Raw genomic sequence first — 13,347 nt, 5'->3', positions numbered from 1 at the left:
TGAAGCGACGACGCTTACCCCCATGTAAAGAGTAAACCGATAAAAGAGAATGCCGCATGTCCGTACAGAATATCGTCAACATAACTGAAGCTAACCTGCAACAGACACTCGAACAGTCAATGACTACACCGGTGCTGTTCTACTTCTGGTCTGAACGCAGCCAACACTGCCTGCAGCTGACGCCGGTCCTGGAAAGCCTTGCCGCGCAGTACAACGGTCAATTCATTCTGGCGAAGCTGGATTGTGACGCCGAACCGATGGTGGCTTCCCAGTTTGGCCTGCGTGCGATCCCAACCGTCTACCTGTTCCAGAACGGTCAGCCGGTGGATGGCTTCCAGGGGCCGCAGCCGGAAGAGGCGATCCGCGCCCTGCTGGATAAAGTCCTGCCGCGCGAAGAAGAGCTGAAAGCGCAGGAAGCCATGGCGCTGATGCAGGAAGGCAAGTACGACGAGGCGCTGCCGCTGTTAAAAGACGCGTGGCAGCTGTCGAACCAGAACAGCCAGATTGGTCTGCTGCTGGCAGAGACCCAGATTGCGCTGCACCGCCCCGAAGACGCGGAAGCCGTGCTGAAAACGGTGCCGATGCAGGATCAGGACACCCGCTATCAGGGCCTGGTGGCGCAGATTGACCTGCTGAAACAGGCGGCGGATACCCCTGAAATTCAGCAACTTCAGCAGCAGGTTGCGGACAACCCGGCGGATGCCGCGCTGGCAAGCCAGCTGGCGCTTCAGCTTCACCAGGTGGGGCGTAATGAAGAGGCGCTGGAGCTGCTGTTTAGTCACCTTCAGAAGGACCTGGGCGCCGCAGACGGTCAGGCGCGAAAGATGTTCCAGGAGATCCTGGCCGCGCTCGGCACCGGTGACGCGCTGGCGTCTAAGTATCGTCGTCAGCTGTACGCATTGCTTTACTAACAAAAATGCCCGGTGGCGCTAACGCTTGCCGGGTCTACAAAAGCCGATATTACCCCGTCTTCTTCAACTGCGTCACCACCAGCTGGTGGCGCGCGTTGTAAAACTTCCGATAGGTCAGATAGCAGGCAATAATCGTCGACAGGCTCGCCGTAGAGAGCAGCATAAACGTCACCATAATCTGGTATTTAATCGCTTTTACCGGATCGATACCGGCAAAAATCAGCCCCGACATCATGCCCGGCAGGCTCACCAGACCCACGGTTTTGGCGGAATCCACCGTTGGGATCAGCGATGAACGAATGCTGTCGCGGATCAACCGCGCCGAGGCCACCTTCGGCGTCGCGCCCAGGCTTAGCTTCTCCTGAAGCTGTTGCTGTTCACTGCTGAAGCGTTGCCCCAGATTGTTGTAGCATAACCCGACCGCCACCATCGCATTGCCCGCAATCATCCCGGAAATGGGGATCACCTGCATCGGCGTAAATTCTATCGAGCCGGAGAGCACCAGTACCGCCAGCGTTAACGCGGTCCCGGTGGTGATGGCAATAAACGACGAGAGGAACGCTTTATCGATGTATTTACTGCGTTTCTGCGCGTTCCATGCCGCGTTAAAGCAGATAAACAGCACCATCAACAGGGTCAGCACGGCATGATTGACGTTGAAGATGTATTTCAGCACATAGCCGACGATGATGAGCTGAATGACCGCGCGAACGATACTCCACAGAATATCTTTTTCCAGCCCCAGCTTCTCCCGGTAGCTGACCACAATCGCCACCAGCACCAGGACCATCGACAGCGCCAGCGATTCGTTGGTTATGTTATGTTCACCCACGGTGAGCCTCCTCCATTTTCCCGCCCTGCGGCCTGAGCGTGATGACATCATCCGCATGGCTAATTTCGTTTGAATCGTGCGTCACCCACAGCACGGCAATATCCTGTTCACGGACGTAGCGATGAATAATCTCATTGACGTTGCGCGTGTTAGCGTCATCCAGCGCGCTGGTGATTTCGTCCAGCAAAAGCACCTTCGGCAGGAATTGCAGGTTACGGATCAGCGAGACGCGCTGCTTTTCCCCGCCTGACAGTTCGGCAGTCGATTTGGTCAGCGTCTCCGGCGGAAGCCCAAAACGGGTCAGATCGTCCGCAAACTTTTTCGGATCGGGCGTTTGGTTGCGGATGTGCCAGGGGAAAACCAGATTGTCGTACACCGTGTCGCCAAACAGGGACGGCGTTTGCACGCAGTATGACACCTGCTGGCGATAGCTTTCCGGTGTAAGCGTGGCGATATCTTTCCCTTCAAACAGGATGGTTCCCTCCGTTGGACTCAGTAGCGAAGCCACGATTTTCAGGAGGGTGCTTTTGCCGCAGCCGGAGGGGCCGGTTATGAGTTTAAATTCGCCCGGAGAGAGACAAAAATCGACGTGCTGAAGGATGGTGTTATCACCCACACGAAAGCCAACATCCCTGATATCCAGAAGATTTTTTTTATTATTCATTCCGATTCCGTTAACCGCTGTGATAAGAACAGCCTTTAGCATAATCCTTTCCGCTACGCTGCGCGAATAGCCTTAACCTATCGCAAGTGTTAAACTTTTTGTTCGGTAATTGTCACCTCTATAACTACAGGAAGTCAGCAACATGACACATATCTTTTATGAGTTCTCTTCCCTGAAGCCTGGTGTTCCAGATGTGGAAACATTAATGGAAGTCATCAATTCTTCTGAACTCACGCGTTTTGTCATGGGTGCAGAGGTGGTCGATTTTGTTAAGAAGGCGCTCATCGTTAACACCACAATCGGTAGCTTTAAAAACTGCTATTTTGCTTTCGATGATGGGGCTTACTTTCTCGAGTTTGACGGCAAGGGTAAATCCAGACGCTTTACTGAGGTGCCGGACTGGTTCGTTTCCCCCGCGGAATTTGCCCGCTCGCAATGGCTGATTAACCATGACCTGGCCGATGTGAAGGCGACGGCGTTTATTGACGTGCTAATGTCCTACCCGCTTAAAGAGCGCCGGGCGCACTGCAATCTGCTGTTTGGTCTGGATCTGCATAAGGTCAATGTGGTTCCGGCGCCTACAGCCCCTGCCGGAAAAATGGGCAATAAAAACGGAAAAACCACCAAGCCTCGCGTCACGGATCTCGGCTCTTTTGAGCTTTTTACCGCGTTCTTTGCACGCATGAAAACCGCCGTCAATGCAAATGAGTTCCCCACCTTACAGGTGCTGACAGGCCAGAAGGATCTTGCAAAAGCGCCGCACAGCTTAAAGCAAGGGATCAGAACCTGGTTTAAGGGGATTACCGGCGATCTGCCGCCGAACAACAAACGTGTCGGAGCGGGCAATGCAGTACTGTTCTGCGCTCCCGTTCGCGAGCAGATCCAGCAGATAGAGGCCATCGGCCTGGAAAAATACTATCAGGGCTTATCGAAAGCCATCGCTGACGCCGGGGATGGGTTTATCACCGACTTCAGCTATACCTGGTCTGAAGAGTAACGCTATGCGCCCCGCTCTCCTGGCGGGGCGTTTTAATTTTACCAGTCCGGTTCCCACCTCTTTACAGGGGCGAAATCCCGCCCGTTAACCGATATACTTACGTTCAACAAATACGCAATTTTTCTCGTTACGGCATGCAAAACAGGAGGTTTTTATGCTCATCGTTGTTCCTGTCCTTATTTTCGTTGCGCTGGTTATCGTGGGCGCAGGCGTCAAAATTGTCCCGCAGGGTTACCAGTGGACCGTCGAACGTTTCGGTCGCTACACCAATACCCTTCAGCCGGGTTTAAGCCTGATCGTCCCCTTCATGGACAGAATTGGGCGTAAAATCAACATGATGGAGCAGGTGCTGGATATTCCTTCCCAGGAAGTCATCTCTAAGGATAACGCCAACGTCACCATCGATGCGGTGTGCTTTATTCAGGTGATTGATGCGCCGAAAGCGGCCTATGAGGTGAGCAACCTGGAGCTGGCGATCGTCAACCTGACGATGACCAACATCCGTACCGTGCTTGGCTCGATGGAGCTGGACGAAATGCTCTCCCAGCGCGACAGCATTAATACCCGCCTGCTGCACATTGTTGATGAAGCCACCAATCCGTGGGGGATCAAAGTGACCCGCATTGAGATCCGCGACGTGCGCCCACCGGCAGAGCTGATTGCTTCCATGAACGCGCAGATGAAGGCCGAGCGTACCAAACGCGCCTATATTCTTGAAGCCGAAGGGGTGCGTCAGGCCGAGATCCTGAAAGCGGAAGGGGAAAAACAGTCGCAGATCCTGAAAGCCGAGGGCGACCGTCAGTCTGCCTTCCTCCAGGCAGAAGCGCGTGAACGTTCGGCAGAAGCGGAAGCCCGCGCGACGCAAATGGTTTCCGAGGCGATTGCCGCCGGGGATATCCAGGCTGTGAACTACTTCGTCGCGCAAAAATATACCGATGCGCTGAAGGAGATCGGCTCTGCGAACAACAGCAAAGTGGTGATGATGCCGCTGGATGCCAGCAGTCTGATGGGATCTATCGCCGGAATTGCCGAGTTGATCAAAGACGGCGGAAACGAGCGTAAAAAATGATTGAGCTCATCGTTGCACATCCTCATGCGTTCTGGCTAAGCCTTGGCGGCTTGCTGCTGGCCGCCGAGATGCTTGGCGGCAACGGTTATCTGCTGTGGAGCGGTGTTGCCGCTGTGATTACCGGGCTGGTCGTCTGGCTGCTGCCTGTCGGCTGGGAGTGGCAGGGCGCGCTGTTTGCCGTGCTGACGCTGCTGGCCGCCTGGCTGTGGTGGCGCTGGCTGAACAAACGGGTGAAGGCGCAGAAGCCGGTCGACGCGCATCTCAATCAGCGTGGGCAGCAGATCGTGGGTAAACGTTTTACGCTTGATAACGCGCTGATCAACGGACGCGGTCATGTGCGTGTGGGGGACAGTTCATGGCCGGTGGTGGCCGATGATGACCTCAGCGCCGGCACGCGGGTTGAGGTCATTGCGGTAGAAGGCATTACCCTGCGGGTTAAAGCCTGTTAGGCGTGGGTTTTACGGTGGCAGCAGCCGGAAAGATTGTCGATAATCGGGCACTCGGCGCTGTCATCTCCCGGGCAGGATTCTGCCAGCTGTAACAGTTGCTCACGCATCGCCTGTAATTCGATGATATGGCGTTCGATCTCCGCCACTTTTTCCAGCGTACGTTTTTTCACGTCGGCACTGTGGCGTTTCGGATCGTTAAACAGGTTAACCAGCTCGCCGCACTCTTCAAGGTTAAATCCTACCTGTCTTGCCTGGCGCAGTAACGTCAGTTCGTCAAGGTGCAGCTGCGTATAGCTGCGGTAGCCGTTTTCACTGCGCAACGGTGGCGTCACCAGCCCTTTTTCCTCATAAAAGCGAATCGCTTTGCTGGTTAAGCCGGTTTTTTTCGCAACATCGCTGATATTCACATTTCCCCCTTGACCTTCCCCTTGATGGTGGGATTCTGACAGGCGCAGCCCCTTAAGGTACTGCGCCGAATCAGTATTTTGCAGACTTAACTAACCCGCAAATCCCCCGCTTTGCCTCCAGAGTGTGGACACAATGTGGACATTCCGCTAAGAGGATTATAGCTCACAGCGTCCAGTAAATAATCTGGAGCGAAGTGCGCGTAAACCATCGTTTGCGAAATATCCGCATGACCCAAGATTCTCTGTAAGGCAATGATGTTGCCCCCCTTCATCATGAAGTGCGTCGCGAACGTGTGCCGCAAAGCATGGGCCGCCTGTCCATCTGGCAAATTGGGTTTTGCTTCTTTCATCCTCAAGCGGAACGTCTTGTAACTCACCCGGAAAAGTCGACCTGATTCCCTGTGTTTAATTATCCTGGCGATATCATCCGATATCGGAACAACGCGCCTTTCACCGTTTTTTGTCAGGGTAAACATGACTCTGTTACCGACAATATTTTCCGCTTTCAGATTGTATGCCTCCCCCCACCTTGCACCGGTAGCCAGCAGCAAAATCGCTATGCGGTAGTAATCACCGGAACATAGCGACAAGAGCCGATCAACCTCGGTCTGTGTCAGGTATGACATTTCGGTTTTGGGCTCTTTCAACGCGGCAACCGATGTCACAGGATTTTCCCCGTGGAACTCGTCGATCTCCGCCATTGACTTGAAAATTCCACTCAAGGCGAAAAGGTCATGATTTATCGTTGAAGCCTTAATCCCCTGCTCCAGCCTGTATGCTCGGTAATCAATAATGCAACGTGCATCAAGCTGGTAAAGCATAGGGTCGCCCATATCCTGGCAAATGCAATTAACCGCGCTTAGTCTGCGGTTCGCATAGTTTTTGTTTCGTCCAATCAACTGCCACCAAAGCGCAATAAACTCGCTTAGCTTTCGTTTATCAGCCGGTTTATTCAGATAATCATGATTCTGAAATTTGGCAATGATACTGCGCTCAAATGCGTGCGCTTCTGTCTTTCTGTCAAACTTCCGCCGAATGCGTTTTCCATCGCGCCCGCGCGGCCTTACATCCACTTCATAGCGACCATCTTCGAGTTTCTTAACGGACATAAGAAGACCCTCCGATTGTCAGTTCACTATCTTGGTAACAAATAGTGAAAATGTAATTTTTATATAAAGTTAACCAGTCTGTTTCCCGGAGTGGTCTGATTGCGTTGTCTGTTGCCCAAAGTGTGCGAGAGCCGGTGCGATCTGGCCCCGGCTTGGGTCGATCCGGTCATACATAAACCAGTCTTGATACTTATGAAAACGAGGGTGTCCAAAAATACTCACTGCTGCTTCGAGCGTCATTTTCGTCTTATCACGCTCATACCCCCCATAACTTGAATAATTTAACCCTGTTAATTCAGACATTTGCCTTTTAGTTAAACGTTCAGAGTCGCGAATAAGCGCCAGTTTTTCGCCTTGCGTCATTGACATAATGATAAGATCTCATCACAATCATGAAAATTAAGCACACAGGCAACATTTGCCCACAGTGCCACCAGAAGCCGATTAGTGCTCATTAAGCCTCAAATGACCTCAACGTATGGAGTCTAACAAATGACACAATTACGAGAAATTGATTTAACGGCGGGATCTCAACATTTACGCCAATTCCCGTTAGATAATGCTCGCGTTGCTCGCACGTGCAAAATGACCACCGCGCAGGCTGAAAGCATCCGGGATATGAATACTGAAGAACTGCAAAAACAGATTTTCGTTACGCCGGTAGAGTTTGCTTATCTGACTGGCCGCACGTTAAAGAGCGTTCGCAACCTGATGGACCGCGCACAATTGCCAGTTCATCGCGAAGGGATGCCCGGTTCGAAACGTCCTAAACGTTTCATCATGCTGCAAGAATATTGGAATGCTGTAGCTCATTGCCGCGCACTCATTACTCCAGAAGAAAAGCACTTCATTGATCGGTTGATGCGAGATAAGAAAACATATCGCCGTGTAACTGGTAACCAACATTCAACGCACAAGCGCAACAGTCACAGCCAGCAACGCCGCATTGCATGACAATAGCGGACCTACAGGTACAGGGATTGAAAATGCTTATCCAGATCAATAGCAAAACAGCAATCTATCGCGGCTTCACAATCCTGAAGTTGCCACGCCAAAAGCCGTATTCACGTCAGCGATATCAAATAACCAAAGATGGTAATTATCTGGGGCTGGACTTCGGATTGTCTCAGGCTCGACAGACTATCGATCAGCTACATCGGAGGCACTAATGGCAACTTCAACAGCAGCAGTTATCGAAGCGCGAAACCGTTTGAATGCTACAAGGCAAAATGATGCGCGCACTTTATCGCGTAGCGGTTACGGCCCCGATCATCAATACAGCAGATCGCGTAATGTAGTTCAGGGTATGGCTCTTTCCGATATTGCGCGAAATGGTTTTGAGGTACGTTGTATAGAAACAGGCATTCAATTTTCAATTCTTCCGGGCGGCTCAATTTGCAAATTATTCACCGCAGAATTAGAAGCGTACTGGAATAGCGGCGCGCGCTGATTTAACAACGGCACTATGAACTGATTTATATACGGCATTTTTTCCGGGGCTTCGTTTTATCTTTTCTCAGGGGATTGAACATGACAATTCAAACTAATGACCGCGCGCACCTGCTTGGGTTGTTGCGTATCAAATTAAACCTGATGAAGAAAGAAAAGCTTTCCACTAATGAAATTTACCGCAGCCTGGAAGATTGGATCGTCAACAGAGAACAGGTCGCAGTAAACAAGGAGCGTAAAAATGGTTAACTCCCCTCTTATCTGGGCGGGCGGCAAGTCTCGCGCTATGTCGCATGTGCTTGATGCTTTGCCCCAAGGTGATTGCCTGGTTGAGCCTTTCGTGGGCAGTGGCAGTGTTTTCCTGAATACTGACTATAAGACTTATATTCTGTGCGATAGCAATGCCGCGCTTATCAATTTTTATTCGATTCTGAAAAGTAACACTGAAGGTTTGTTGAATGCCGCCGTTGAACTTTTTGAAGGCGGAAATAATAAAGAATCATATTATCAGTTTCGAAATGAATTTAATGTATTCAATCGTGATTTTCGTTCCTGCACTGATAATAAAGGGCACGATAACAGGCTGTATGATCCTGAAGAGTTTATAAGATTTGCCGCCTTATTCCTTTATCTGAATCGTCACTGCTATAACGGTTTGTATCGTGTAAATGCAAAGAATGAATTCAATGTACCTTTTGGACATCGCCGCAAGCCAATTTTCCCTGTGGCGGAGATTCAGCACTTTGCTAAAAGGGCATATGAGAAAGGCGCTCAGTTTCTTTGTGCGGATTTCCGCTACACCATTCCTGTTGCCAGCCGTGTATTTGAAAACACAGTACTTTACTGTGATCCGCCATACCTGCCAGCCAGCACAACGGCTGATTTCACCGCTTATGGAAAACCCTTCACGGCAACGGATCACCGTGACCTGGTTGGGGCATTAATCGCCGCTCATAACAATGAAGGTTGTGTGTCCGTTTTTTCAGGTAGTGACACCGCGGACACGCGCCAAATTTATTACCCGTTCACCCTTAAGCCTTTTGAAGTTCGGCGCTCAGTTGGGGCTAAAACTCGTAATTTGGCTGGCGAGGTGATTGGCACTCTGCGTGTCTGTGATTGCTGTGGGCGCGTAGGCGGTGGCTGTCCTGATTGTGGTGCTGTAATGGGCGATACGACTTATTCAGAAATGGTGGCTTCTGGTGCTTTTGAAGATCAGGAGGTGTTCCGATGAATACAGTTGAAGCGGTAGTAACAAGGGTTCTGGACGTTCGCCCATACCGTAATTTGTGGATCACGCGCGTTGAGGTTCTTAGTGAGGGTGGTTACAGCAACACCGAGATAATCAGTTATTCCGAACGTGACGCGCGGGAAGTAAAGCCCGGCGACACTATGACAATCTAGGGTGAGCCGGTGACTCAGGCGCGTCGTGTTCACTCTATGACTACGGATAAACCGGGCAGCTTTAACGAGGCGACCCGGTACGCCTATCCGTGGAATGAACCCAAACAGGCCATTGCTGTCGATAAGACTCCCGCTGTTGATCTATATGAACTGGGTCAAGAGCAGGAGTTTTTCGCGTGGGTTGAAGATACCCTCAAGCCACTACCTACATTTATCCGCCGCCGCGTTTCCTCCCGCATAAATGCCGTACACGCTGACAAAGGACGTCACATCGCAAAGTTAACCCTTCGCAATATCGTGGCACGCGACCTTCCCCACGTGCGAGCAGTTACAGAGCAATACGCCGTGCCTGTTGGCAGTGAATGGATCATTTCTTCCGAATTAAACCCACTGTTTCATACGTTTGAAAACCTTCGTGAGCTAACGCGCCGGTTCAATCAGTTGGCTGACAGCACGGACGAAGATATTGATTTACTTGCTCAGGATATCGCTATTTATGCAAATGCTGCCTTAGCTGAAGTGAGTGAAACCTGTGCTGTACTTAGCCCTGTGGATTACAGCAAACGAATGCTGCGTGAAGGCTCAAGGCTAATTGCTTACTTCGGACTAATCGCACCCTGGGCTTCACGGCGCAAAATGCCACTTGATGAAATGGCCGCTTCAATTCGAAAAATTCTCGATGATCGTTTTTGGTCACGTCTGCTGCGAAAGTACGCGCGCCGCTGGCGTGAACATCTGCATATTGCCTTTGGTGATGTGCGTCGCGATGTTTCCCCCTATTGCAGCAAAAACCACGTTAAACAGTGGGATGCGCGTCGCAAGCGTAGCAGGGAAATCATGAGCCGCCTGGAGCTTGAAGATCAGGTCACGGGTGAGCGCATGTCGCTTATAGAGCAGATTGATAAAAGCATATCGAACCCTGAAAAACGCCGCGTAGAACTTATGACGCGTATTGGTGGCTTTGAGAAGGTGGCAACGGAAAGCGGTTATGCCGGAAGTTTCTTCACGCTAACCGCCCCGTCTAAATATCACGCCTATACCGCGTTTGGACACCGTAACCACAAGTGGAACGGGGCAAGCCCACGCCGATCACAGCGGTATCTCAATCAAATATGGCAACAGATTCGCGCTGAACTCTCACGCCGCGAAATTCCTATTTTCGGTCTTCGCGTCGCTGAATCCCATCATGACGGTACTCCGCACTGGCACGGCCTGCTGTTTACAGCCCCAGAGCATACTTCGGAGTTGAAAGAGGTCATGGAAGACTACGCAACGCGTGAGGATGCGGAAGAGTTAACTGGTAAGTCTGGTAAGCAGCCCCGCTTTGAACTTAAGCCGATTGATCCGGCTCTGGGTAGCGCTACGGGTTATGTCGTCAAATACATCTCAAAAAACATTGATGGTTACGCCCTGGACGGCGAGAGCGATCACGAAAGTGGACGCCCACTGAAGGAAACCGCGAAGCACGCAACGGCCTGGGCGTCATGCTGGGGTATACGTCAATTCCAGTTTTTAGGGGGCGCGCCGGTGTCAGTCTGGCGTGAACTGCGCCGCCTGAGAAATCAGGATTTAGCCGACAGGGTTAGTCCTGTTTTTGGTGAGCTGCACCGCGCGGCTCACGCGGGAGATTGGCAGGGGTACATCACTTTGCAGGGTGGCCCTTTTGTTTCCCGTTCCAAGTTGGTGCTGCGCGCCTGGTATCAATACAAAAACGAGCCAAGCAGTTACGGCGAGTATCAGAAAGCTATCAAGGGTCTGGTTATGCCAGCATCCAGCATTCCGCCCGTAGAAACGCGCCTCCATTCTTATCGTATTGTGAAGATGAAGCCTAAATCTTCAGACCGCGCCGATCCGGGTTTTGACCTTAAGGGCGCGTCTGCGCCCTCTTGGACTCGTGTCAATAACTGTACCAAGGTCAAAAAACACACAAGTTCAGGGGGGGACAATTCGCCACCAGTTGAGCCTGAACAGTATGAAATTGGTCAAATGACCCACGAGCAGAAAAAACGGCTCAACGAAAGCATCAGAAACTACAAACCGGAACGGCAAAAATCACCTGCTGATGAGTTTGAGTCGCTGGCTAATGCCATTACGGCATCAGATTGTGATGATATTGAGCAGTCCAGAGCGGAGAGCTATCTAAAAGTTGCTCAGGAATTGAGGCAGCAGGAAAGGAGTATGCCTGCTGTTACCGGGCCAGCTCCTGTATCAGCCGATTGCATTGCGACACTGGATGATTTTGCCAAATCAATAGGCATAGAGCTGAGCACAGGCCAGTTAACGTTATTGCTACGCGGTGAGCGTTTGCGAATTGATGGCTTTATTGTCTCCGCAACCAGTAGCGGAGAGCTGAGACGCAGAAAAGATAATGGCGCTGACCGGAAGACCGCCGATTTGTGGCAGCATATGAAGCTAAGTCATAATGTTGACAGCAGAGATATCAGGCATGATCCCGTTGGCAGCTATGCGGAAATGTTGAAAAAAGCTGATCCGGCTGCGTGGGACAGGTTGTTTGGCACCAGGAATCAGGGGCAGCGCGTATGTTTGACGAAGAACAGCGAGAGCAGGAAGTAATTGATTTCATCAGTAACAAAATTAAGCGATGCCGTAAGTGTGGTAACGAGCTGCACTACAAGGAAAAGTATTATTTTAATGATCGCATTTGCTGCACCTGCAAGGGGTTAAAACCGTTTGACGCTCCCGAAGATATTGCTTTGTCTGAAAGCTTCGAGCCAGAACCAGCGCGACTGGCAGATGAAGGCCATGATGCACGAACCAGTACCGAGCGTGAGCTATTTAGCCGATATCCCGAATGGCAGTTGATGAATGAGAGGGCGGCAAAGAAACGGCGTGAAGAGCATCCGCCTGAAGAAAGCAGTCTCCCATCTTCCCGATCAGCGGTAAATTCCGCAGGCCCGTTATCTGTTGAGCGCATCAATGAGCTGATGGCTAAATATGATGCCAGCGAAGCCGTGGATATCAGGCAGGAAGAGCTGATATCGCTGCTGTGGGAAGTGCTCTACCACCGCAAAATTAACCCAGTCTTCTAAGATGGGTTTACCTCATGTGCGCAAGACCACCGGCAAAGAACCAAATGGCAATCGTTATAACCTTCGCAACAAGTTGCGAAGGTTATAACGATTCTGCGGGTGCGGGCGGCAAAGAGTCCGCTGGTGCCACAAAGTGGCACCCACCAGGTGATGCCAATTATTCGCGCGAGTTGTGAGAAAAGGTCACTGCATGAGTGACTACAGCCCCCAGAATGTTACTGCGCTTTTCAACATAAACATCGTCATTGTATTCGTAATTACCATCGGGGTAGCAAATTCTGATATTAGTTTCCAGTTCAGGATCGTCAACATCAGCCCCTGAGCAACTCTTAGAACTGCCCGAAGCATACGTATATGAGGCTGTATAGGATGAGTACACACCAGGTAGAAAATATGTAATCGTCATAACAGCTACAACTGAAAACATCACCATCAATATGCTTACTCCACCAAAAAGCTTCAGGTAAGCACTAATTTTGCCATCTTTCACAACCCCTTTACTCACCATGAATATTGAGATGAAGAACGAAACGGCCAAAGAGCCAAGAATGACGTAACGTGATGTGACTGGGTTAAGAAACGTTTCTCTGTAAATTGTTACCTTCCACCAGATCAACAGAAAAACCGCACCGAGAAAAAAAACAGTGACGGAAATTAGATAGGGGTATGAGTCTTTTTTCATCCCTGTTACTCCGGAAAAATAGTTCCATTCAGATTTTGCAACTTATCACGCGCTTTGAACATTGAAAACCGTTTGTTCAGGTTGCACAAACGTGCACAAATTTGCACAATTTTTTTGATGCTGTTTATGCCCTTTCCGCCCTGTGGCGGCGCGGTCTGACACCAGATCGGGAAATGCACAAAAAACGAAGCAAATGTCGCGCGCAGGTGACGGGGGAACAGCCCACGCGACGGAGGGTCGGGAGGTGATGCCTTTAATTGCCATTCTTCGGCCTTTTTCGCCTTCTCAGCGCGTTTTCTCGCTTCCGGGTGTGAGCGGGATCGATTG

16 protein-coding genes and 1 pseudogene are annotated in these 13,347 nt (G+C 50.9%); 10 read left to right on the top strand and 7 right to left on the bottom strand.

From position 1 onward, the window contains the following. Positions 1–56: 56 nt before the first annotated feature. Entirely contained in the window at positions 57–911 is an 855-nt protein-coding gene (locus C3451_RS06980) for a co-chaperone YbbN (RefSeq protein ID WP_022647291.1), read from the top strand. A 49-nt stretch (positions 912–960) separates the two neighbouring features. Here C3451_RS06980 and fetB read toward each other — a convergent pair whose 3' ends face one another. Both fetB and fetA read right to left on the bottom strand, forming a co-directional pair. After that, positions 961–1,743 (bottom strand): iron export ABC transporter permease subunit FetB, encoded by a 783-nt coding sequence (gene fetB, locus C3451_RS06975; protein ID WP_022647290.1) that lies wholly within the window; start codon positions 1,741–1,743, stop codon positions 961–963. Next, positions 1,736–2,407 (bottom strand): iron ABC transporter ATP-binding protein FetA, encoded by a 672-nt coding sequence (gene fetA / locus C3451_RS06970; protein WP_045621269.1) that lies wholly within the window; start codon positions 2,405–2,407, stop codon positions 1,736–1,738. Before fetA ends, fetB begins: the two co-directional genes overlap by 8 nt. Before the next feature lie 142 nt (positions 2,408–2,549). Here fetA and C3451_RS06965 point away from each other — a divergent pair, with 142 nt between their 5' ends. The 3 genes from C3451_RS06965 (at position 2,550) to C3451_RS06955 (ending at position 4,922) form a co-directional block, all read left to right on the top strand. After that, positions 2,550–3,404: a hypothetical protein gene (locus tag C3451_RS06965; protein WP_022647288.1), complete on the top strand. Its 855-nt coding sequence runs from the start codon at positions 2,550–2,552 to the stop codon at positions 3,402–3,404. 154 nt (positions 3,405–3,558) lie between these two features. After that, positions 3,559–4,473, top strand: a complete 915-nt coding sequence (locus C3451_RS06960) for an SPFH domain-containing protein (protein ID WP_003858941.1) — start codon at positions 3,559–3,561, stop codon at positions 4,471–4,473. Then, positions 4,470–4,922: an NfeD family protein gene (locus C3451_RS06955; RefSeq protein WP_032624729.1), complete on the top strand. Its 453-nt coding sequence runs from the start codon at positions 4,470–4,472 to the stop codon at positions 4,920–4,922. Before C3451_RS06960 ends, C3451_RS06955 begins: the two co-directional genes overlap by 4 nt. Here the strand turns inward: C3451_RS06955 and cueR are convergent. The 3 genes from cueR to C3451_RS06940 form a co-directional block, all read right to left on the bottom strand. Beyond that, the gene (cueR, locus tag C3451_RS06950) at positions 4,919–5,329 is read right to left on the bottom strand and encodes a Cu(I)-responsive transcriptional regulator (protein WP_017383222.1); all 411 of its coding nucleotides are present in this window, start codon (positions 5,327–5,329) and stop codon (positions 4,919–4,921) included. The genes C3451_RS06955 and cueR overlap by 4 nt on opposite strands. Before the next feature lie 86 nt (positions 5,330–5,415). After that, entirely contained in the window at positions 5,416–6,438 is a 1,023-nt protein-coding gene (locus C3451_RS06945) for a tyrosine-type recombinase/integrase (protein WP_124304270.1), read from the bottom strand. Positions 6,439–6,507: 69 nt separating this feature from the next. Continuing rightward, positions 6,508–6,807, bottom strand: a complete 300-nt coding sequence (locus tag C3451_RS06940) for a helix-turn-helix transcriptional regulator (RefSeq protein ID WP_124304269.1) — start codon at positions 6,805–6,807, stop codon at positions 6,508–6,510. A 123-nt stretch (positions 6,808–6,930) separates the two neighbouring features. On the opposite strand from C3451_RS06940, the gene C3451_RS06935 reads away from it, so the two are divergent. From C3451_RS06935 to C3451_RS06905, 6 genes are all read left to right on the top strand, one after another. Continuing rightward, positions 6,931–7,392 carry a hypothetical protein gene (locus C3451_RS06935; RefSeq protein WP_224787880.1) on the top strand — a complete coding sequence of 154 codons (462 nt, stop codon included), beginning with the start codon at positions 6,931–6,933 and terminating at the stop codon, positions 7,390–7,392. A gap of 214 nt (positions 7,393–7,606) precedes the next feature. Beyond that, positions 7,607–7,888, top strand: coding sequence for a hypothetical protein (locus C3451_RS06925; RefSeq protein WP_124304267.1), 282 nt, complete (start codon positions 7,607–7,609; stop codon positions 7,886–7,888). 80 nt (positions 7,889–7,968) lie between these two features. Beyond that, positions 7,969–8,136, top strand: coding sequence for a hypothetical protein (locus tag C3451_RS06920; protein WP_157911316.1), 168 nt, complete (start codon positions 7,969–7,971; stop codon positions 8,134–8,136). Continuing rightward, the gene (locus C3451_RS06915; protein ID WP_124304265.1) at positions 8,129–9,118 is read left to right on the top strand and encodes a Dam family site-specific DNA-(adenine-N6)-methyltransferase; all 990 of its coding nucleotides are present in this window, start codon (positions 8,129–8,131) and stop codon (positions 9,116–9,118) included. Before C3451_RS06920 ends, C3451_RS06915 begins: the two co-directional genes overlap by 8 nt. Before the next feature lie 179 nt (positions 9,119–9,297). Next, the gene (locus C3451_RS06910) at positions 9,298–11,862 is read left to right on the top strand and encodes a replication endonuclease (RefSeq protein WP_240034211.1); all 2,565 of its coding nucleotides are present in this window, start codon (positions 9,298–9,300) and stop codon (positions 11,860–11,862) included. After that, entirely contained in the window at positions 11,829–12,338 is a 510-nt protein-coding gene (locus C3451_RS06905) for a hypothetical protein (protein ID WP_124304264.1), read from the top strand. Before C3451_RS06910 ends, C3451_RS06905 begins: the two co-directional genes overlap by 34 nt. 157 nt (positions 12,339–12,495) lie before the next feature. Here the strand turns inward: C3451_RS06905 and C3451_RS06900 are convergent, their stop codons facing one another. After that, positions 12,496–13,020: a hypothetical protein gene (locus tag C3451_RS06900; protein WP_124304263.1), complete on the bottom strand. Its 525-nt coding sequence runs from the start codon at positions 13,018–13,020 to the stop codon at positions 12,496–12,498. 5 nt (positions 13,021–13,025) lie between these two features. Then, positions 13,026–13,347: pseudogene (locus C3451_RS06895) on the bottom strand (hypothetical protein); the annotation flags it as partial.

This window comes from Enterobacter sp. 301B (genome assembly GCF_003850715.1).
Classification (GTDB): domain Bacteria; phylum Pseudomonadota; class Gammaproteobacteria; order Enterobacterales; family Enterobacteriaceae; genus Enterobacter; species Enterobacter intestinihominis.
Note: the sequence above shows the minus strand (reverse complement) of the source record. Positions and strands in the feature narration are given on the sequence as shown.